Annotated in this window: 18 protein-coding genes, 2 tRNA genes and 1 pseudogene; 5 read left to right on the top strand and 16 right to left on the bottom strand. The window is 69.0% G+C overall.

Translation table 11 applies throughout. The features are described from left to right. Positions 1-225: 225 nt before the first annotated feature. The 8 genes and pseudogenes from K344_RS0118695 to K344_RS25090 form a co-directional block, all read right to left on the bottom strand. A complete protein-coding gene (locus K344_RS0118695) occupies positions 226-1,692 on the bottom strand; it encodes a sigma-54 dependent transcriptional regulator (protein WP_028081952.1) in 1,467 nt (488 codons plus the stop codon). Then, entirely contained in the window at positions 1,685-2,068 is a 384-nt protein-coding gene (locus K344_RS0118700) for a response regulator (protein ID WP_028081953.1), read from the bottom strand. Before K344_RS0118700 ends, K344_RS0118695 begins: the two co-directional genes overlap by 8 nt. A 32-nt stretch (positions 2,069-2,100) precedes the next feature. After that, entirely contained in the window at positions 2,101-3,546 is a 1,446-nt protein-coding gene (gene rpoN / locus K344_RS0118705) for an RNA polymerase factor sigma-54 (protein WP_245586266.1), read from the bottom strand. Positions 3,547-3,703: 157 nt separating this feature from the next. After that, on the bottom strand, positions 3,704-4,339 hold the full coding sequence (locus tag K344_RS0118710; protein ID WP_028081955.1) for a response regulator: 636 nt from the start codon (positions 4,337-4,339) through the stop codon (positions 3,704-3,706). A gap of 59 nt (positions 4,340-4,398) precedes the next feature. Further along, entirely contained in the window at positions 4,399-4,929 is a 531-nt protein-coding gene (locus K344_RS0118715; RefSeq protein ID WP_028081956.1) for a PilZ domain-containing protein, read from the bottom strand. Position 4,930: 1 nt separating this feature from the next. Further along, entirely contained in the window at positions 4,931-5,314 is a 384-nt protein-coding gene (fliS, locus tag K344_RS0118720; protein ID WP_028081957.1) for a flagellar export chaperone FliS, read from the bottom strand. 43 nt (positions 5,315-5,357) lie between these two features. Next, a complete protein-coding gene (locus K344_RS0118725; RefSeq protein WP_028081958.1) occupies positions 5,358-5,591 on the bottom strand; it encodes a hypothetical protein in 234 nt (77 codons plus the stop codon). 999 nt (positions 5,592-6,590) lie between these two features. Further along, a pseudogene (locus tag K344_RS25090) lies at positions 6,591-6,740 on the bottom strand (AAA family ATPase); the annotation flags it as partial. 273 nt (positions 6,741-7,013) lie between these two features. On the opposite strand from K344_RS25090, the gene K344_RS23260 reads away from it, so the two are divergent. Both K344_RS23260 and K344_RS0118740 read left to right on the top strand, forming a co-directional pair. Beyond that, positions 7,014-9,194, top strand: a complete 2,181-nt coding sequence (locus K344_RS23260) for a TonB-dependent receptor family protein (RefSeq protein WP_084197619.1) — start codon at positions 7,014-7,016, stop codon at positions 9,192-9,194. A 65-nt stretch (positions 9,195-9,259) separates the two neighbouring features. After that, on the top strand, positions 9,260-9,700 hold the full coding sequence (locus tag K344_RS0118740; RefSeq protein WP_028081961.1) for a bacteriohemerythrin: 441 nt from the start codon (positions 9,260-9,262) through the stop codon (positions 9,698-9,700). Positions 9,701-9,726: 26 nt separating this feature from the next. Here the strand turns inward: K344_RS0118740 and K344_RS0118745 are convergent, their stop codons facing one another. Together K344_RS0118745 and K344_RS0118750 are read right to left on the bottom strand one after the other, a co-directional pair. Then, complete coding sequence (locus K344_RS0118745) at positions 9,727-9,933, bottom strand: hypothetical protein (protein ID WP_028081962.1); 207 nt, start codon at positions 9,931-9,933, stop codon at positions 9,727-9,729. Between the two features lie 75 nt (positions 9,934-10,008). Next, on the bottom strand, positions 10,009-12,354 hold the full coding sequence (locus tag K344_RS0118750; protein WP_028081963.1) for a Tex family protein: 2,346 nt from the start codon (positions 12,352-12,354) through the stop codon (positions 10,009-10,011). Positions 12,355-12,794: 440 nt separating this feature from the next. Between K344_RS0118750 and K344_RS0118760 the strand changes: the two genes are divergently transcribed. Then, positions 12,795-13,406, top strand: coding sequence for an LON peptidase substrate-binding domain-containing protein (locus K344_RS0118760; RefSeq protein WP_084197620.1), 612 nt, complete (start codon positions 12,795-12,797; stop codon positions 13,404-13,406). A gap of 3 nt (positions 13,407-13,409) precedes the next feature. Here K344_RS0118760 and K344_RS0118765 read toward each other — a convergent pair whose 3' ends face one another. From K344_RS0118765 to K344_RS0118780, 4 genes are all read right to left on the bottom strand, one after another. Beyond that, positions 13,410-13,991: a rhomboid family intramembrane serine protease gene (locus K344_RS0118765; RefSeq protein WP_028081965.1), complete on the bottom strand. Its 582-nt coding sequence runs from the start codon at positions 13,989-13,991 to the stop codon at positions 13,410-13,412. A 396-nt stretch (positions 13,992-14,387) separates the two neighbouring features. Beyond that, a complete protein-coding gene (locus K344_RS22560; RefSeq protein WP_211234583.1) occupies positions 14,388-15,209 on the bottom strand; it encodes a hemerythrin domain-containing protein in 822 nt (273 codons plus the stop codon). A 130-nt stretch (positions 15,210-15,339) separates the two neighbouring features. Then, positions 15,340-15,405, bottom strand: a tRNA-Ser gene (locus K344_RS24250). A gap of 557 nt (positions 15,406-15,962) precedes the next feature. Then, on the bottom strand, positions 15,963-16,799 hold the full coding sequence (locus K344_RS0118780) for a RodZ family helix-turn-helix domain-containing protein (protein WP_028081966.1): 837 nt from the start codon (positions 16,797-16,799) through the stop codon (positions 15,963-15,965). Between the two features lie 228 nt (positions 16,800-17,027). On the opposite strand from K344_RS0118780, the gene K344_RS22565 reads away from it, so the two are divergent. Together K344_RS22565 and fdxA are read left to right on the top strand one after the other, a co-directional pair. Beyond that, positions 17,028-17,627, top strand: coding sequence for an NUDIX hydrolase (locus K344_RS22565; RefSeq protein ID WP_043114951.1), 600 nt, complete (start codon positions 17,028-17,030; stop codon positions 17,625-17,627). Positions 17,628-17,724: 97 nt separating this feature from the next. Continuing rightward, positions 17,725-18,048 carry a ferredoxin FdxA gene (gene fdxA / locus K344_RS0118790; RefSeq protein ID WP_028081967.1) on the top strand — a complete coding sequence of 108 codons (324 nt, stop codon included), beginning with the start codon at positions 17,725-17,727 and terminating at the stop codon, positions 18,046-18,048. Positions 18,049-18,258: 210 nt separating this feature from the next. On the opposite strand, the gene K344_RS0118795 is transcribed toward fdxA, so the two are convergent. Both K344_RS0118795 and K344_RS0118800 read right to left on the bottom strand, forming a co-directional pair. Then, positions 18,259-18,335, bottom strand: a tRNA-Pro gene (locus tag K344_RS0118795). A gap of 9 nt (positions 18,336-18,344) precedes the next feature. Further along, a complete protein-coding gene (locus K344_RS0118800; protein ID WP_028081968.1) occupies positions 18,345-19,313 on the bottom strand; it encodes a polyprenyl synthetase family protein in 969 nt (322 codons plus the stop codon). Between the last annotated feature and the right edge of the window lie 174 nt (positions 19,314-19,487).

Genomic DNA, 19,487 nt, shown 5'->3' on the forward strand with positions numbered 1-19,487 from the left:
GGCCATGGATGGCCTGTCGGCGACGACCCCGAGCACGTGAGCAGCGCAGGCTTCCCTCGCGTAGCGAGGGATGCGGCCCTCAGGGTGTGCTTTCTCTTGCTTACTTCTCTTTGCACAAGCAAAGAGAAGTAAGTCGCCGCAAGGCGAAATCAAAAAGCCCAATCAAGCGCCCAACAAAAAAGCGCGCGATGAACGCATCGCGCGCTTCGGTCAGGCATGCAGCGCCTACGAGGCCAGTTCGATCTCGCCGCCCAGCGCTTCGCGCGACAGCCCGTACTTGCGCAGCTTCTCGACCAGCGTCGTGCGCCGCGTGTTCAGCAGCTTCGCCGCATGCGCCACGACACCGCCCGAGTGGCTCAGCGCCTGGCGGATCAGCGACAGCTCGATCGCCTCGATGTGATCCTTGAGATTCACGCCTTCCGCCGGCAGCTCGGCGAGCGACGCGGCCGACATCAGCGGCAGGTCGGCGGCCGCGGACACGGCGGCTTCCGGCTCCGCCTGCAGCGCATCGTCGAACGCGAAGTCGCAGACGCCGTCGGCGGGCGGCTCCATGCAGTAGCGCTTCGGCAGGCTGGCCGCATTCACCGTCGCCTGCGGATGCAGCACCGCGAGGCGTTCCAGCAGGTTCGACAGCTCGCGCACGTTGCCCGGCCAGTGATAGTGGCACAGCATGTTGATTGCATCCGGCGCCAGCTGCACGCGGCCGTGGCCGTGCAGTTCCAGCGTGCGCAGCAGATCGTCGATCAGCAGCGGCAGATCCTCGGCGCGCTCGCGCAGCGGCGGCGTCTCGATCGGAAACACGTTGAGGCGGTAGTAGAGGTCCTCGCGGAACGTGCCCTTGACGATGGCGTCCTCGAGATTGCGGTGCGTCGCGGCGATCACGCGCACGTCGCAGTGCGAGCTGCGGTTGGCGCCGACGCGTTCGAAGGTGCGCTCCTGCAGCGCGCGCAGGATTTTGACCTGCATCGACAGCGGCATGTCGCCGATCTCGTCGAGGAACAGCGTGCCGCCGTCGGCCATCTCGAAACGCCCGCGGCGCGCGGTGAGCGCGCCGGTGAAGGCGCCCTTCTCGTGACCGAACAGCTCGCTTTCGAGCAGCTCCGACGGAATGGCGCCGCAGTTGACGGCGACGAAAGGCTGGTTGCGACGCGCCGAGCGCTCGTGGATGGCGCGGGCGACGACTTCCTTGCCGGTGCCCGATTCGCCGGTGATCAGCACGGTGGTGTCGAACGCGGCGACCTGCTCGATCAGCTTGCGCACGCGGCGGATTGCCGCCGAGTTGCCGCTCGGGCCGCAGTGGCGCTTGGCGCCGACGTCCTGTTCCATCTGCAGCAGGCCGGCGCGCTTGAGATGCTCGGACAGCGGCGCGTAGCGCACCGGCACGTCGAGCGGCAGGCAGGCGCTGGCGTCGAGGCCGTAGCGGTTGAGCAGGGTGTCGTGATGCGGCTGCAGGACGATCAGCGGCGGATGGCGTCGATCGCGGCGCAGCCAGGCAACGAACGTGTCGAGGCTCGCGTCCGGTGCGCAGCCGACCAGCACGGCGAGCCAGTCCTGCGGGCGATGCTCGGCGAGCATCAGCTCGCTCGCCGAAGCGAGCACCGTCGCACGGTAGTCGATGAATTCGAGAATGGCGCGCAGCGCCTCTCCACGGGCCACATCGGGTTCGATGACCAGAACGCGTGATTCAGACATCCGACCTCTCCCGCAGCAACCGCCGCACCATGTCGATCACGTCGCGGTCGTAACTGCGCTTGTTGATGAAACCTTCGGCGCCTACCTGGGCGACGAACTCGCGATGCGCGGCGTCGTCGTAGTGCGAGGCGATCATGATCACCGGCGGCGCGTCCTGGGCCTTGATCAGGCGCGTCGCCTGCAGGCCGCCCATGCGCGGCATCGCCAGATCCATGATGATCAGTTCGGGACGCAGGCTCTCGGCGACGCGGATGGCTTCCTCACCGTCGTAGGCCTCGCCGACAATCTCGATTTCCGGGAAGCTGGTGAGCAGGTGCCGCGCCAGAATCAGGAACGGCCGATTGTCGTCGACCAGCAGCGTCCGTACCTTCGTCACCACACCTCCCCGGGCTTCTTGCCCTTTCCGATTCAGCCTGTCATCGGCAGGCGCCGCGTCGCCGTCTTCGGCAGCCGATCCTTCACCGCCGGTATGCGCATCGCCTCGCGATATTTCGCCACCGTGCGACGCGCCACCTCGACGCCTTGCCGGGCCAGCAGCGCGGCGATGTCGCCATCGCTGAGCGGCGCCTGCCGGTTCTCGGCATTGATGATCTTGCGGATCATCGCCCGAACCGCCGTGCCGGAGCTTTCAATGCCGCGGCCGGCGATCTGTGAGGGGAAGAATGCCTTCAATTCGTACACGCCCCACGGTGTAGCCACCCATTTGTTGTTGCTGACCCGACAGACGGTCGACTCGTGCATGCCGATGCTGTCGGCGATCTCGCGCAAGGTCAAGGCGACCATGCCTTCCTCGCCCTTCTCCAGGAAGGCCTGCTGGCGTTCGAAGATCGCGCGGCCGGCGCGCAGCAGCGTGTCGTTGCGCATCTCCAGGCCGCGCACCAGCCAGCGCGCCTCCTGCAGCTGCTCGCGCATGGCGCGATGCGCGGTGGCGCCGAGCATGCGCTCGTAGGCGGCGTTGACGCGCACGCGCGGCAGGCGTTCGGCATTGAGTTCGACGCGCCAGGCGCCCGGCGCGCCGCTGACGATGAGGTCCGGCAGCGCCGCCTCGGCCGCCGCCGTCAGCGCCCGCGCCGGTTTCGGATCGAGGCTGAGGATCAGGTCCAGCGCGGCGTGCAGCGCCAGCGCGTCGACGCCGAGGGCTTCGCCGAGCCCGGCATGGTCGTGCGCGCCGAGCTGGTCGAGATGCGCGGCGACGATGCGCTGCGCGAGCTCGCGGCCGGCGGTGGCGGCCGGCTGCGCGGCGAGCTGCAGCAGCAGGCACTCGCGCAGGTCACGCGCCGCGAAGCCGCTCGGCTCGACGCCCTGCACCAGGCGCAGCGCGGCCTCGACTTCGGCCGGCCCGGGCGGCGGCTGCAGGCCCGATTCGGCGGCGATGCCGTCGAGCGGCTGCGTCAGGTAGCCGTTGTCGTCGACGGCATCGACCAGCGCCGTGCACAGCGCCGCCTCGCGCTCGCTGCGCACGACCAGCTGCAGCTGGTCGAGTGCGGCGAGACGCGCATCGGTCTGCGCCGGCGCGGCGAGACGCGCCTGCCAGGGTTCGCCGTCCTCGTCGTCGCGCGGCTCGCCGCCGCTCCAGGATTCGCGGCTCGACCAGTCGAAGTCCGCTTCGACGCGGCCCGTCGCCGCGGCGTCGCAGCCGCTGACTTCGACGTCCTGGCGCTCGTCGCGCGCGGCGGCGTCGTCGCAGGCGACGCTTTCGTCGACGTCGTCCTCGCCCTCGAGCATGACGTTCTGGGCCAGCGCCTGGCGCAGCTCCTGTTCCAGTTCGAGCGTGGAAAGCTGCAGCAGCCGGATCGACTGCAGCAGTTGCGGCGTCATCGCGATCTGCTGGCTGACGCGTGCTTGCATGTTCATCTTGCTCATCGAGTCCCCCCCGGGCTCACGATCTGTGAGCGCTCTCGGCATGAGTACTGTGTGAGACTTCTGCCATGCCGATAAGAAAATTATTCCCGACCACCGATCGGGGTTTCCCCGACGCGCGACGGCATTCCGCCGCGCCCCGGGCACGGCGTCACGCGGTGCTGTAGTCGAGCCCCGCGCGGATCGCGTGACGCATCAGCGCATTGGTGCCGTACAGGCCGAGCGACTGCATGAGCCGCGCGCGATGCGTCTCCACCGTCTTCACGCTGATGCCCATCAGCGCGGCGATTTCCTTGGTCGACTTGCCGCGGCCGATCAGCTGCAGCACCTGGCGCTGGCGCGGCGTGAGCACCGCGGCGTCCTCGGCGCGCTCGTCGGCGCGGCGCTCGATGGCCTTGTGCGAAATGGCGGGGCTCAGATAGATCTGCCGGCGCTCGACGGCGCGCAGCGCGAGGCCGAGTTCCATCGGTTCGGCGTCCTTGGCGATGAAGCCGGCGGCGCCGTTCTTCAGCGCGCTGCGCACATGATGGCCGTCGCTCGGCGCGGCGAGGATGATGACGGCGATCTCCGGATAGTGGCGGCGGATCTGCGCCAGCGCTTCGAGGCCGGAGATCTGCGGCAGGTTCAGTTCCGTCATCACGACGTCGGGCCGCAGGCGTCCGGCGAGTTCGAGCAGCTCCTGGCCATCGCCCGCTTCGGCGACGACCTCGGTGCCGGTACCTTCCTCCAGCAATTTGCGCAGGCCGGCACGGATCAGCGTGTGCGGCTCCGCCAGGACCATTCGCATTTGCAGCAACCCCCAGGTGAGGTGTGTGTATCGACCTGTCAGGGATTGTAGGAATCGATTTACGCCTCGCCGCGATGAACTGGCGAACGTGCGCCGGCGACAGACCGACGGTGCCGGATGAACACATACTGCTCGAGCGCCGACAGCAGCGCCTCGGGCATCGGCCGCCAGCGCAGCTCGGCGGCGCCGGCCTCGCCGGCGACCATGTCGCCGAGCCAGCGCAGCGGCGCCGGCGCGGCGGGATGCAGATAAACACTGACGTCGACCAGCGTGCCCGGCGGCGGCACCGCGCCGTCCGGCGTCCAGCGCAGGCCGCCGCCGCTCAGCTGCAGCGGCACCGCGTCGGGCAGGCCCTGCATCGAACGCAGCAGCGCGCCGAGCAGCTCGATCATCAGGTCCACCTTGTGATGCAGGCGCTCGAACTCGGCGGCGCCCGGCGCGTCGGGCTCGACGCGCGTGCGTTCGGCGAGCGCGGCGATCGCCGCCAGCACCCGCAGGTCCTGCTCGACGACCGCGGCCGGCAGCGTGTCGGCGATCGCCGGACGCCAGGCCAGCGGCAGGGTTTCACGATAGGCCAGTGCCGCCGTCATCTCAGGCGCGGGCGCCGATCGCGTCCCAGGCCTCGCGCAGCGGGCGCAGCACGGCGATGACCTCGTCGAGCGCCGCCGCGTCGTTGCCGGCGTTGGCGTGCACGAGCCGGCGCAGGGCGTAGTCGTAGAGGGCGTCGAGCTGGCGCGCCAGCGCGCCGCCGGCCTGGTGGTCGAGGCAGGCGCGCAGGTGCTCGATGATGGCCAGCGCGCCGCTGACCGCCGGCAGCTTGGCGGCGAGATCGCCGCGCTCGATGGCGCCGCGCGCCGCGGCCAGGCGCGCCAGCGCGCCCTCGAACAGCATGCCGGTCAGGCGCGCCGGCGGCAGGTCGGCGACCACCGCGCTCATCGAGGCATCCTGGTACTGGCGGACGGCGGCGTGCGACACGGTGGGCTCCTGCGAATGGCGGTGGACGGCTCCGATGTCTCCCTTAGCGGCCCTGCCCGGTGCTTCTTGAACGCGCCGCGGCGCGCCGGCCATCGCGGCGCTTGCGGTGGATCGCCTGCACGTCGCTCTCGGCGAGCGCGAGCAGCTGCGAATGCGCGAAGCGCAGATAGCGCTCGAAAGCGCCCGGCCGCAACGGCGTGTCGCCGATCTTGGTCAGCGGCGCGCCGGCATAGGCGTCGCCGCCGCTGGCGGCATAGCGTCTCGGTCGTTCACTCATCTGTCTTCAGCTCCTCGATATTGGCCGCGCCGGATCGAGCGACGGCATCGGCGCGCGGGCGATCGGCAGCGCCTGCCGCCGGCACCCACCTCCCCCAGCCCCTCCCCCCGCGAGCGGGCGGAGGGGAATTGAAGGCGAGCATTCGTTCGTTCCCCGATGCCCGTCCATCGCGAGAGCCTCTCTTCCCCGAGGAGCGGAGAGGGTTGGGTGAGGTGGGGCCGCGGCGCATGAAGCGAGCTGCGCTGCGAGACGCGCGCACCCACCTCCCCCAGCCCCTCCCCCCGCGAGCGGGCGGAGGGGAATTGAAGGCGAGCATTCGTTCGTTCCCCGATGCCCGTCCATCGCGAGAGCCTCTCTTCCCCGAGGAGCGGAGAGGGTTGGGTGAGGTGGGGCCGCGGCGCATGAAGCGAGCTGCGCTGCGAGACGCGCAGACCCACCTCCCCCAGCCCTCCCCCCGCGAGCGGGCGGAGGGGAATTGAAGGCGAGCATTCGTTCGTTCCCCGATGCCCATCCATCGCGAGAGCCCTCTCCGCCCCGAGGGGCGGAGAGGGTTGGGTGAGGTGGGGCCGCGGCGCGTGGGGCAAGAGACACTGCGAGACGCGCAGACCCGCCTCCCTCAGCCCCTCCCCCCGCGAGCGGGCGGCGGGGAATTGAAAGCGAGCATTCATTCGTTCCCGATGCCCGTCCATCGCGAGAGCCCTCTCCGCCCCGAGGGGCGGAGAGGGTTGGGTGAGGTGGGGCCGCGGCGCGTGGGGCAAGAGACACTGCGAGACGCGCGCGCTCGACCCTGCCCGCGAGCGGGCGGCGGGGCGCCACGTGTCACTCGTCCGCTGCCGTGGCGATCTCGGGCGCCGCGCAGTTGCTCGATGATGGCCGGGTTCTCCAGCGTGATGAGTCCTGTGTCGCGGCTTCACCGCGGCCGATCGTGCGCAGCAGGCGGCGCATGATCTGGCCGGACCGTGTCTTCGGCAGTTGCGCGACGATGCACACCTCGTCGGGCCGCGCGATGGTGCCGAACGATGCCGGCGAAGCCGCGGCGCGCAGCGGCGCGTCGCCGGTCGACAGGCGCGGAATGCCGTAGTGCGCCGACAGCATTTCGCCCTGCGTGCCCTTGCCGGAACCCGGCGCGCCGAGCAGTACGATTCTCATGGGGGTGCTCCCGCGTGTCGCGAGGTTTTCGCGCAGCGGCGCCGAGCAAAGCCGGTACCACCGCCGCGCTGCCTGCGGGGGCAAGGGCCGTGTCAGCGACAGCGGTCGCAAAGTGCGACAGCACTGTCCCGTCTTCGGCACAATGTCGCGCCGCGATCGCGGCACGACCGTCGTCCGCCTTCGCTACGACGGGCCGCGCGCCTTGGCATATGGTTTGCGGTGCGCGCGGCCAACGGCGCGATGGCAGCGCCGATCGACAATCGAGGAGATTCCATGTTCCTGTCCCGCTGCGGCCCGCTGGCCCTCGCCGTGTGGGCGCTGGGCGCGGCCGCCGAGCCGATCGCCGAACCGGGCGAGGGCAGCACCGTCGTCGTCACCGCCACGCGCACGCCGCAGGCGGCGTTCGACGTGCCCGCGTCGATCGACGTCATCGGCGGCGAGCGCTTCCACGACGACACGCTCGCCGTGAATCTGTCGGAAGGCCTTGCCGACGTCGCCGGCCTGCTGGCGCGCGACCGCCAGAACTACGCGCAGGACACGCAGCTGTCGATCCGCGGCTTCGGCACGCGCTCGGCCTTCGGCATCCGCGGCCTGCGGCTCTACGTCGACGGCATTCCCGCCTCGCAGCCGGACGGCCAGGGCCAGATTTCGCATTTCAATCTCGCCAGCGCCGGCCGCGTCGAGGTGCTGCGCGGCCCGTTCTCGGCGCTGTACGGCAATTCCTCGGGCGGCGTGATCCAGCTGTTCACCGCGACCGGCGGCGCGCCGACCGTCTACGGCGGCTTTGCCGGCGGCAGCTTCGACACCTATCGCGAGAACGTCGGCGCCCGCGGCACGCTCGGCATCGCCGGGCGCGACGCCGGCTACAACGTCGCCTTCTCGAATTTCCAGAGCGAGGGCTTCCGCGATCACAGCGCCGCCGAGCGCCGCTCCTTCAACGGCAGAAGCGATCTGCATCTCGGCGCCGCCGACACGCTGACGCTGGTGCTGAACGTCTTCGATTCGCCCGAGGCGCTCGATCCGCTCGGCCTCACGCGCGCGCAGTTCGAGGCCAAGCCGGACGCCGCCGCGCCGCAGGCCACGCAGTACGACACGCGCAAGAGCGCCAGCCAGACGCAGGGCGGCGCGATCTGGGAGCACCGCTACAGCGAGCGCCAGCGCAGCGAGCTGCTCGCCTACTACGGGCATCGCAGCATCGAGCAGTTCCTGGCGATCCCGATCGCCACGCAGACCAACGGACCGGGCGCCTACCTGCATTCCGGCGGCGTCGTCGATCTCGGCACCGATTACGGCGGCGCCGAGGCGCGCTGGCACTACCGCGGCGGCAGCGACGAGCGGCCCTGGAAGCTCGTCGCCGGGCTCGCCTACGACGACCTGCGCCAGCACCGCCAGGGCTACGAGAATTTCGTCGGCAGCGAGGTGGGCGTGAAGGGCGCGCTGCGGCGCGACGAGATCGACACGGTCTGGGCCTTCGATCAGTACCTGCAGGCCGACTGGCGCTTCGCCGAACGCTGGAACCTGACGGCGGGCGTGCGCAACAGCCGCATCGTCTTCGCCTCCGACGACCACTACGTCACCGCCAGGAATCCGGACGACGGCGGCGGCAAGGACTACTCGGCGGTCTCGCCGGTCGCCGGCCTGATGTTCCGCGCCAGCGAGGCAATGCGCCTGTACGGCTCCTACGGCCGCGGCTTCGAGACGCCGACCTTCGCCGAACTCGCCTACCGGCCGATCACGCAAGTGCCGGACCCGAACGATCCCTCGCAGACCATTGCGCAGGCCGGCCTGAACTTCGACCTCAAGGCCTCGCGCAGCGACAACGCCGAGCTCGGTGCCAAGTTCAGGTTTGGCGCCGGCATGCACGCGCAGCTCGCCGTGTTCGACGCCGAAACCCGGAACGAGCTCGTCGTGCTCAGCAACAGCGGCGGCCGCACCGTCTACGGCAACGCCGGCCGCACGCGCCGCCAGGGCGCCGAAGCGCAGTTCGGCGGCCGCTTCGCCGGCGACTGGCAGTTCGATCTCGCCTACACCCTGCTCGACGCGCGCGTGCGCGAGGACTACCAGACCTGCACCGGCACGCCGTGCACCGCGCTCAACGCGACCGTGCCGGCCGGCGCGCGCATTCCCGGCATCGCCGAATCGAATCTCTACGGCCGCCTCGCCTGGGGCCGCGACGCGGGCTGGCACGCCGGCGTCGACGTGCGCTACCTGAGCCGCGTCGCCGTCAACGACGTCAACAGCGAGGCGGCGCCGTCCTATGCGATCGTCGGCCTCGACGGCGGCTACGTGTTCGACCTGCCGACCGTGCGTCTGCGCACCTTCGTCAATCTCGACAACCTGCTCGATCGCGACTACATCGGCTCGGTCATCGTCAACGACGGCAACGGCCGCTACTACGAGCCGGGCCCCGGCTTCGCGGTGCTGGCGGGCTTCGGGCTGGAGTGGAAATACTGAGCGGCCGGAGCATGCCGCGCTAGAATCGACGTCCGCCTGAGCGCTCGCCCGCTGGATACCCGACGATGTCCGCCGCACCCGTCTTCACCTGGACCGACCGCTACAAGCTCGGCTACGAGCGCATGGACGACACGCATCGCGACTTCGTCGAGAAGGTCGATGCGCTGCTGACCGCCGGCGACGACGCGCTGCTGGCGCGGCTCGACGACTTCATCGCCCACGCCGACGCGCACTTCGGCGAGGAGAAGGAGTGGATGCAGACGACCGGCTTTCCGGCCGCCGACTGCCACATCGACGAGCACGCCGCGGTGATGAAATCCGTGCACGAGGTGCGCGAGCTGCTCGCCGGCTCGCCCGGCCCGCGCGCCTTCGCGGCGGCACGCTCGCTCGGCCGCGCGCTGGTCGACTGGTTCCCCGGCCACGCCACCTACCTCGACTCCGCGCTATCGGCCTGGATGTGCAAGCGCGTCTACGGCGGCAAGCCGGTGGTGTTCCAGCGCGACTGAGGCGCCGGCGACGGCCGGCTCCGGCCTCACCGGCCGAACATCCGCGATTGATGCGCCGCCGCGCCGGCCTGCGCGCCGTCAGGGACGGACAGCGCGACCTTGCCCGCCGCACGCGCGGCGTCGCCGCAGGCCAGCACGCCCGGCACCGTCGTCTTCTGCAACGCATCGGTGCGGACGGAGCGGCCGAGCGGCCCCTCTTCGAACTCGCAGCCGAGCTGCTTCGGCGAGCGCATTCGCCACCGTCGTCCGCGTGGCCGTGAACAGGCCGTCGAGCGCGTCGGCCGGGCTTTTTCCTGAGCGGACCGGGCTTACTTGCGCTTCATCGCCTCGAGCAGCGCCGCGCCGAGCGAGCCCTGCTGCGGCTTCGCTGGCTGCTGCGGCGGACGCTGGCCGCGCGCGTTGCGCCCATCGCCCTGCCCCTGCTTGAGGCCGCGCGGCGCGTCCCGGCGCGGGCCGGGCGCGCGCTGCGCGCTGCCGTCGTCCTTCTTCATCGACAGGGCGATGCGCTTGCGCGCCGCGTCGACGTCGACGACGCGCACCTTGACGACGTCGCCGGCCTTGACGACCTCGTGCGGATCCTTGACGAAGCGGTCGGCGAGCTGCGAGACGTGCACGAGGCCGTCCTGGTGGACGCCGATGTCGACGAAGGCGCCGAAGGCGGCGACGTTGGTCACCGTGCCCTCGAGCACCATGCCGGGCTTGAGATCCTTGATCTCGTGCACCTCGTCGCTGAAGGTCGCGGTCTTGAATTCCGGACGCGGATCGCGGCCCGGCTTGTCGAGCTCATTGATGATGTCGCGCACCGTCGGCAGGCCGAAGCGCTCGTCGGCGAACACGCGCGGATCGAGCGCCTTGAGCGCCTTGCTGTCGCCCATCAGCGATCGCACGTCGCGGCCGCAGGCGGCGACGATCCTCGAAGCGACCTCGTAAGCTTCCGGATGCACGGCCGACGCGTCGAGCGGCTCGGCGCCGTCGCGGATGCGCAGGAAGCCCGCGCACTGCTCGAAGGTCTTCGGGCCGAGGCGCGCCACTTCGAGCAATTCCTTGCGGGTCTTGAACGGGCCGATCTGGTTGCGATGCACGACGATCGCCTCGGCGAGCGAGCTGCCGAGGCCCGACACGCGCGCCAGCAGCGAGGCCGAGGCGGTGTTGAGATCGACGCCGACCGCATTCACCGCGTCCTCGACCACGGCATCGAGCGTCTTGGCGAGGCGGTGCTGGTCGACGTCGTGCTGGTACTGGCCGACGCCGATCGCCTTCGGCTCGATCTTCACCAGCTCGGCGAGCGGATCCTGCAGGCGGCGCGCGATCGACACCGCGCCGCGCAGCGAGACGTCGAGATCGGGAAATTCGGCCGCCGCCGCCGCCGAGGCGGAATACACCGACGCGCCGGCCTCGCTGACGACGAGCTTGGTCGGCTTCGGCGCCGACAGCGCGGCCAGCAGATCGGCGACCAGCTTGTCGGTCTCGCGCGAGGCGGTGCCGTTGCCGATCGCGATCAGCTCGACCTTGTGGCGGGCGATGAGCTTCGCCAGCTCGGCCTGCGCGCCGCGCACGTCGTTCTTCGGCTGGAAGGGATAGACGGTCGCGGTATCGACCAGCTTGCCGGTGCCATCGATGACGGCGACCTTGACGCCGGTGCGGATACCCGGATCGAGCCCCATCGTCGGCCGCGAACCGGCCGGCGCGGCGAGCAGCAGGTCCTTGAGATTGCGGCCGAACACGCGGATCGCCTCCTCTTCGGCGCGCTCGCGCATTTCCATCATCAGATCGAGCGACAGCGAGAACGCGAGCTTGACGCGCCAGGTCCAGCGCGCCACTTCGAGCAGCCAGGCGTCGGCGTCGCTGCCGTTGGCCGGAATCGCGCAGGCATCGGCGATCATCTGCTCGGCCGGCTTCAGCGCGCCGACATGATCGGCGTCGAGTTCGAGCTCGAGCATCAGCACTTCCTCGTTGCGTCCGCGCAGCATGGCCAGCGCGCGGTGGCTCGGCACGGTCGCCCAGCGTTCGCGGTGATCGAAGTAGTCGGAGAACTTGGCGCCGGCCTCCTGCTTGCCGTCGACGACCTGCGCGCGCAGCACCGCGTGCTCCTTCATGTAGGCGCGCAGGCGGCCGAGCAGCTCGGCGTTTTCCGCGAATCGCTCCATGAGGATGTCGCGCGCGCCTTCGAGCGCGGCTTTCACGTCGGGCACGCTCTCGCCGATGTAGGCGGACGCCGCGTCGTTCGGCACCAGCTTGCGATCGTCGAACAGCGCATCGGCGAGCGGGCCGAGGCCCTTCTCGCGCGCGATCTCGGCGCGCGTGCGGCGCTTCGGCTTGTACGGCAGATAGAGATCCTCGAGATCCGCCTTGGTGGTGACGGCGGCGATCTTGCTTTGCAGTTCCTCGCTCAGCTTGCCCTGCGCGCGGATCGAGTCGAGCACGGTCTGCCGGCGCGCCTCGAGTTCGCGCAGGTAGACCAGGCGCTCCTCGAGCAGGCGCAGCTGCGTGTCGTCGAGGCCGCCGGTCGCTTCCTTGCGGTAGCGCGCGATGAACGGCACGGTCGCGCCCTCGTCGAGCAGCTCGACGGCGGCGACGACCTGGCGCGGCTGCGCGGCGATCTCGGCGGCGATCGTGCGGGCGATCTGGGTCTGAATCGATTCTTGAATGGACATGCAGCGGTGCCTGGAATGGGGAGCCGGCCGACGGCGCGCGTGCGCCCGACGGTGCGGATCTGCGAATGGAGACGCCACGCTGGCGCGGCGTGCGGGATGGCGATGCGATCGGGTGATGCGTTCGGAAGGGGCGCCGGGCCCGCGTTCCGCCGGATTTCCTCTACTTGTCGTCGTATGGCGGCCGGCGCACCACCGCGCGTCGGCCGCCGGATTCTACCCGCCGCCGTCGCGCGTGCTCAACGCCGGCCGCACGGCGGTCACACCGTCGCCACCGGCCGCATGCCGGCACACGCCGGGAACGTGCGGCACAGCCAGAATTCGCGGCCGGCGATCGGCAGCGGATTCACGGCGTCCCTTCCATGGCATCTTGAAGCGCAAACCTGCCGCATCACGGAAACCCTGCCGCGCCGGCGACGCGCCGGAGTACCATCGCCGTCTGCATGAGCGTGGGTGCCGCGATGGCCACGACCCTGGAAATCCCGATCTTCCCGCTTGGCACGGTGCTGTTTCCCGGCGGCCGGCTACCGCTGCGCATCTTCGAGCCGCGCTACGTCGACATGACCAAGGCCTGCCTGCGCGACGGGACGCCGTTCGGCGTCGCGCTGATCCGCGGCGGCTACGAGGTCGGCCGGCCGGCGATTCCGTACGAGACCGGCTGCACCGCGCACATCGTCGAGTGGCAGGTACCGTCGCCCGGCCTGTTCTCGCTGGTCACGCAAGGGCAGACACGCTTTCGCCTGCGCGAGCGCCGCACGCAGGACGACGGCCTCATCATCGGTACCGTGGAACTCATCGAACCGCCTGATCCGACGCCGCTGCCGAGGGAACAGGCCTGGCTCGGCGAGCTGCTGCGCAAGCTGATCGCCGAACTCGGCGGCGAACATTTCCCGGCGCCGCAGCGCCTCGACGACGCGGCCTGGGTGGGCTACCGCTTCGCCGAGCTGCTGCCGATCACGCCGGAACGCCAGCAGCTGCTGCTCGAGCTCGACCAAGCGCAGGCCGTGCTCGCCGGCATCGAGCGCATGCTCGCGGACCTGCGCAGCGCGGACTGAAGCTCAGCGCCGCGACGGCCGCACTCTCCACAGCTTCATCAGCGCAAAGCCGCCGACCAGGCCGCCGAGGTGCGCGAAGTGCGCGACGCCGGACATCGAGCCGGTGACGCCGGAATACAGCTCGAAGGCCGCGTAGAGCACGACGAACAGCGGCGCCGGCAGCGGAATCGGCGGGAACAGCAGCACGATGACGCGACGCGGAAACAGCATGGCGAACGCCACCATCACGCCGAACAGGGCGCCGGACGCGCCCACCGTCGGCTGCGGCGCGCTGAACCAGGTGGCGACGAACAGCTGCGCCGCGGCCGCCGTGACGATGCTCAAGCCGTACAGCAGCGCGAAGCGCAGTGAACCGAGCGCGCGCTCGACGTCGCGTCCGAACACGAACAGACCGAGCATATTGGCGCCCAGGTGCATCAGGCTGCCGTGCAGGAAAGCGCTGCTGAGAATCTGCCAGGGCGCGAAGCCGGCGCCGAGCGGCCACAGCGCGTAGCGCTCGATGATGGGGTCGCCGATCGCGAGCTCGAGCGCGAAGATCGCCATGTTGGCGATCAGGAAGAGATAGGTCAGCGGCGAGCGGTTCATCGGCGGCGGATCGGGGCGAGGTCCGCCGATTGTACGGGCAGCGCCGGCGCCCATCGGCGCGACGCGGAGCCTTCGGTGTCCCGGAAACCCCGGGGCATGTCGGTGCGCACTACGCCCGGCGCGACGAGATTGCGCGACTGCCGCGCGCGCCGTGGTCCGCCGCGATCGACTGCGCGGGACCGATGAGTCCGGCCTTCACCGCGCCGCAGCGGGCGCCGCCCATGCCGGCGCGCCGGCCCGGACCGAGCCGATGTTGATGATCGGCGAACCCGGCTGCATCACACGCAGCGCCGCCCCGGCAGAAACAGAAAACCAGCTCGATCGGCGGCCTCGCGTGCGAGGTGCGGCCGTTTCAGCGTCGTTCCGCGGCGCCGCGATGCGCGGCAGCCGCAAAGCTCAGGCAGCGCGCGCCGCGGCGAGCGTGCGCGGCTTCTTGGAAACGGCGCCGCTCGACAGGACCGGGAAGCTGACGGTGTCGCCGACGAGCATCGGCGGGTTGGCGTCGATCAGCTGATCCTTCATGGCCTGCAGCCGTTCGCACACCTTCTTCTGATCGAGCCCGGCACGGGCGACTTTCGGGAAGAACTCGTTCTCCTCTTCCTTGACGTGATGCTGCACGTATTCCTTGAGCACGGTGACACGCGCCTCGAACAGGTCGTCGCCGGCCTTCATGCCGTCGAGATCCGCCATCAGCTGCTTGAGGCTGGCGTGCTCGACGACGGCCTCGTCGACCTGATCCTGATCGCCCTTGCCCAGCACGCGGCGCGACTCGGGATAGAAAATCTGCTCTTCGATTTCGGCATGAACGGTCAGCGCGTGGCAGATCGCGCTGGCCAGGGCGACCTTCTCTCGATCGTCCGTGGTGTTCTCGAACTGCTTGAACAGCGCTTCGACTTCGCGATGATCGGCCTTCAACAGCTCGATCGCTTGTGGCGCGTCGCCGAGGGACAGGCTTCCGATCTGCATGGTGGCTTCCTCGTTCGATGGACTGAGACGCCACGATAGAAAGCCCTGAATGAACCACGCCAGAATGGCGTTTTGCGATTGCGCCCTGCAAAACGCCGTGCTCGCCGAGATCGCAGCCCTGTCGGCGGCGAGCTTGTCGATGCCGGCCTTGTGCGCGCCGCAGGCCGGTCCGTAGACATCGTGGACGGCGCCGGAAGCCGAGGTGAAGACGATCAGCCCGCGAGCGATGCCGCGACCGGCGCCCGTCGTCACCGCAACCTCCCGGTGCTCCGCCATCCTCGCCTCCGCCGCGCCTGATCGCGCCGCTGAACATGTGTTCGGCATTTATAGCGTCGGCGATTTCACGCGGTCAGTCGACGCGCGTGCAATCAACGTTGATGGATGGTGCCCAGGGACGGACTCGAACCGTCATGCTCTTGCGAGCGGCAGATTTTCGTACCACTTCGGCTTTCGCCGCCGACGAACGTTCGTGGTCTGGAGCACGCCTTCACCGTGGCCCAACAGGGCTGTAGGTGCCCGCCGTCTGCTCTCTACACCTTCCCGACGCGGTTCGCGCGGGCTTGGCTCGGCATTAGCACGGGTAATCCCAGAGCCTTCACCGAGTTTGACGGGCTTCACCTGCAGGGTTTCCCCCGCAGGGCTCATTGGTTGGTTTGAGTCTGCTGTGTCTACCGATTCCACCACCCGGGCAGGGCGTCGTGCGATTTTCGCATTTACGTGCCGGCGCTGTATAGCGGCCCCGCATCCGCGCCAGGCTTTCCCGGCGCGCAAATAGGCGAGCCCCGGCAGGGACCGGGGCTCGGGGGAACCGCCGCGTCTTCAGGGGTGACTTGGCGGAATCGAGCCGATTTCAGGGGGACCGGCTCGAAACTCATGGTACGCAGGGCCGCCCCCATGCGCCGTCACGCAGTCGGCAAACTTTGTTTCAAAACGTAAATGCGCGCCGGCCCGAAACGGAAAAGGCGGCCAGCGGCCGCCTTTTCGTGCTGCTTCCACAGCGCCATTTCAGAGCTTGAAGTCCAGGCGCACGCCGGCGTGGTAGCTGTAGGTGCGCGCTTCGCGCTCGGCGTAATAGACCACGCCGCCGCCGCCGATGCGCACGTCGGGGAACCGGCTTTCCGGGTTGACGTACACCGGGAACTCGACATTGAGGCCGAAGCTGAGCGAGTCGAACTTCACGCTGCCATTATTGTTCTCGAGGCGCAGATGCGAGTAGCCGATCGGCGCCGACACTTCGAGGAAGCGGAACAGATTGCCCGTCGGCACCACATAGAGACCATACATCTGGTTGGTCTCGACCTTGTCCGAAGCATTGCCGTCCTCGTTCTTCACGCCGAACTGCGCTTCGATGCCGATCGACGGAAACAGGCGCGTGCCGACGCGCAGGCGGTAGAAGTCCGAGTCGAACTCGTCGCCGCCCAGTGCCTGCTTGAGGCTGTCCTTCGACAGCGAGGTGCTCAGGAAGGCGTAGTCGACGCCGCCGTAGACGTAGAAGGGCTCGCGCGACGCGGAACCGCTGCGGCTCTCGTCGCTCGCTGCGGTGTCGCTGCTGCCGGCATCGGCGCTGCCGTCGGCCGGCGCGGTCTCGCCGCCCGCTGCCTCGGTCCCGGTGCTGTCGGGGCCCGCGGCACTGCTGTCCGCGGCCTGGTCGGTACCGCTGTCGGCCGGCGTGGCGGCATCCGCGGTGTCGTTCTGGGTCGATTCGCCGCTCGCCGCATCGGGCGTCGTCGTGGACTCGGTGGCGGCCGGATCGGTGGCGGCATCCTGGGCCTGCGCCGGGACAGCGAAACCGGCGGCCAGCAGCAACAGACCGAGAGGCGCGTAGGCGCTATGCATTTTCATGCTCCCCTTCTCCCTAGATTAATTGTCATGGGCCCATCATGGGCCGTTCATTCGATTGCGCCCGAAATGTTCCCCGATTTCCCCCCTCAAATCTAGTAAGCGGCGCCCACCGCCCCGGGCGCTGCGGTCACTGTCGCTACCGGCGATTTATGCTCGCCGCGAGCGCCGCACACCGCACGAAGCGGCGCTCAGGCTCTATAGTGCCGGCTCGCTCGTCGCCTACCACCCATGTACGCCGATACCCGCTTCTGCAACGCCTGCGGCCACGCCGTCGAGTTCCGTGTGCCGGACGGCGATCACCTGCCGCGCCACGTGTGTCCCAGTTGCGGGCACGTCCAGTACCTGAATCCGAAGCTCATCGTCGGCGTCATTCCGGAAGCCGCCGACGGCCGCGTGCTGATGTGCAAGCGCAACATCGAACCGCGCCTCGGCCTGTGGACCTTCCCCGCCGGCTTCATGGAACTTGGCGAGACCAGCGCGCAAGGCGCGGCGCGCGAGGCGCTCGAAGAGGCGCAGGCCGATGTCGAGGTCGACGCGCTGCTGATGGTGATCAACGTGCCTTACGTCAGCCAGGTCTACATGATCCATCGCGGTCGCCTGCGCAAGGAGCACTACGGTCCGACGTTCGAAAGCTCCGAGGTGCGGCTCATGCAGGAGAGCGAGGTCCCCTGGGACGACATCGCCTTCCCGACCATCCGCCACAGCCTCAAGCAGTTCTTCGCCGACCGCCGCGCCGGCCACTACGCCACGCACAGCCTCGACCTCGCGCACCGCCCGCCACCGCCGGAACGCGCCGAGACCGGACGCGATCAAGCCGATCCCGCCTGAGGCACAGGCCTCCTCCGTTCTGCCGATCGTCACCGCGACGCAATGGTTTAAACTACGCGCCCCGTAGAACCAGACCGCATCAAGCTGCGAGCGCCTCATGACCTTTGTCGTTACCGAGAACTGCATCAAGTGCAAGTACACCGACTGCGTGGAAGTCTGCCCGGTCGATTGCTTCCATGAGGGCCCGAACTTTCTCGTGATCGATCCGGAAGAATGCATCGACTGCACGCTGTGCGAGCCGGAATGCCCGGCCAATGCGATCTTCGCCGAGGACGATCTGCCGGCCGAACAGGCCGACTTCAAGGCGCTGAACGCCGAGCTGGCCAAGCAATGGCCGGTGATCACCGAAAAGAAGGACATGGCAGCCGACGCCAAGGAATGGGACGGCAAGCCGGGCAAGCGCGAGATGCTCGAACGCTGAAGTCGCCGCCACGGAACAAGTGCAGGCGCGGAAAGAGCTCCTTCCCGCGCCTTTCTTATTCCCGCCGAGGATTTCTTCCGCGCGCGCCCGCGCCGCCGCGGATGCCCTCGGCCCGCCATGGCATTGAGACGGAGCGCACTTCTTCGCGGATGCAGTGACGCGCCGCGCAGAAAACAAAAAAGCCGCTGACGGATCAGCGGCTTTTCATGCTGGTCGGGGCGACAGGATTCGAACCTGCGACCTCTTGCTCCCGAAGCAAGCGCTCTACCAAGCTGAGCTACGCCCCGTCTGGGAAATCAGGCTGCGCGATTGGTGTTGAATCGGGCCAGCTCGATCATCGCTTCCTTGTATGGTGAGTCGGGAAGATCACCGAGCGATTCGATCGCCTTGAGGCTGTGCCTTTCAGCGAGGGCGCGAGTGTAAGGAATCGCCCCCGTGGATTCAACTGCTTTCAGCACGTCGGCGAGCTGGTCGACACGGCCGTGGGTGACCGCGTCGCGGATCAGTCCGCTCTGTTCGGCGCTGCCGTGCTTCATGGCATGGATCAGGGGCAAGGTCGGCTTGCCTTCGGCGAGATCGGTGCCGACGTTCTTGCCGCTGACCGCGGCATCGGCGACGTAGTCCAGCACATCGTCGACCAGCTGAAAGGCCAGGCCGAGATGATGTCCGTAATCGTGCAGGCGCTGCTGCACGGATTCATCCTGCTCGGCGGCGATGGCGCCGAGCCGGCAGCCAGCCTCGAACAGGCGCGCCGTCTTCAGCTCGATGACACGCATGTAGCGCGCCTCGTCGGTATCGGGATCGCCGCAATTGAGCAACTGCAGGACTTCGCCCTCGGCGATGGCATTGGTGGCATTGGCCATGACATCCATGACCTGCATGCGGCGCGACTCGACCATCATCTGGAAGGCACGCGAGTAGAGGAAATCGCCCGACAATACGGCGCCGGCATTGCCCCAGACCGCGTTGGCGGTCTTGCGGCCGCGGCGCAGGCCGGACTCGTCGACGACATCGTCATGCAGCAGCGTCGAGGTGTGGATGAATTCGATCATCGCCGCATGCAGCACCGGCTCTTCGGTGCGGCAGCCGAGCGCGCGCGCCGCCATCAGCACCAGCGCCGGGCGCAGGCGCTTGCCGCCCGCCGAAGTGATGTAGCGACCGATTTCGTTGATGAGGGCGACTTCCGAGCGAAGTCGTGCGTGTATCGTCTCGTCCACCTGCCGCATGTCGTCGGCAATGGGCGCTAGGATGGTCTTGAGGTCCATAGGGGCGGCGCGATGCTAGGCGGAGTTGCGCTTGGCCGTCAACGACTTAGGGATTTCTCGCCGGGCATCTGGCGCGGCCGCGCCGGGTCGCGGCCGCGCTGAAAGTCTGTTGACGCGGCCAAGGGGGCTCCCTACAATTGCGCGCTTCATTCGGGCCGGCGGCTGATCGCGCGG

The organism is Solimonas soli DSM 21787, assembly GCF_000474945.1.
GTDB lineage: Bacteria > Pseudomonadota > Gammaproteobacteria > Nevskiales > Nevskiaceae > Solimonas > Solimonas soli.

Coding starts and splice junctions, on each gene's coding strand:
- K344_RS0118740 (WP_028081961.1), top strand. CDS start 9,260: ATGTCCGCCGCACCCGTCTTCACCTGGACCGACCGCTACAAGCTCGGC.
- K344_RS0118780 (WP_028081966.1), bottom strand. CDS start 16,799: ATGAAAATGCATAGCGCCTACGCGCCTCTCGGTCTGTTGCTGCTGGCC.
- rpoN (WP_245586266.1), bottom strand. CDS start 3,546: ATGAACATGCAAGCACGCGTCAGCCAGCAGATCGCGATGACGCCGCAA.
- K344_RS0118760 (WP_084197620.1), top strand. CDS start 12,795: ATGAGCGTGGGTGCCGCGATGGCCACGACCCTGGAAATCCCGATCTTC.
- K344_RS0118725 (WP_028081958.1), bottom strand. CDS start 5,591: ATGAGTGAACGACCGAGACGCTATGCCGCCAGCGGCGGCGACGCCTAT.
- K344_RS0118765 (WP_028081965.1), bottom strand. CDS start 13,991: ATGAACCGCTCGCCGCTGACCTATCTCTTCCTGATCGCCAACATGGCG.
- K344_RS0118745 (WP_028081962.1), bottom strand. CDS start 9,933: ATGCGCTCGCCGAAGCAGCTCGGCTGCGAGTTCGAAGAGGGGCCGCTC.
- K344_RS0118710 (WP_028081955.1), bottom strand. CDS start 4,339: ATGCGAATGGTCCTGGCGGAGCCGCACACGCTGATCCGTGCCGGCCTG.
- K344_RS23260 (WP_084197619.1), top strand. CDS start 7,014: ATGTTCCTGTCCCGCTGCGGCCCGCTGGCCCTCGCCGTGTGGGCGCTG.
- K344_RS0118695 (WP_028081952.1), bottom strand. CDS start 1,692: ATGTCTGAATCACGCGTTCTGGTCATCGAACCCGATGTGGCCCGTGGA.
- K344_RS0118750 (WP_028081963.1), bottom strand. CDS start 12,354: ATGTCCATTCAAGAATCGATTCAGACCCAGATCGCCCGCACGATCGCC.
- K344_RS22565 (WP_043114951.1), top strand. CDS start 17,028: ATGTACGCCGATACCCGCTTCTGCAACGCCTGCGGCCACGCCGTCGAG.
- fdxA (WP_028081967.1), top strand. CDS start 17,725: ATGACCTTTGTCGTTACCGAGAACTGCATCAAGTGCAAGTACACCGAC.
- K344_RS0118715 (WP_028081956.1), bottom strand. CDS start 4,929: ATGACGGCGGCACTGGCCTATCGTGAAACCCTGCCGCTGGCCTGGCGT.
- K344_RS0118800 (WP_028081968.1), bottom strand. CDS start 19,313: ATGGACCTCAAGACCATCCTAGCGCCCATTGCCGACGACATGCGGCAG.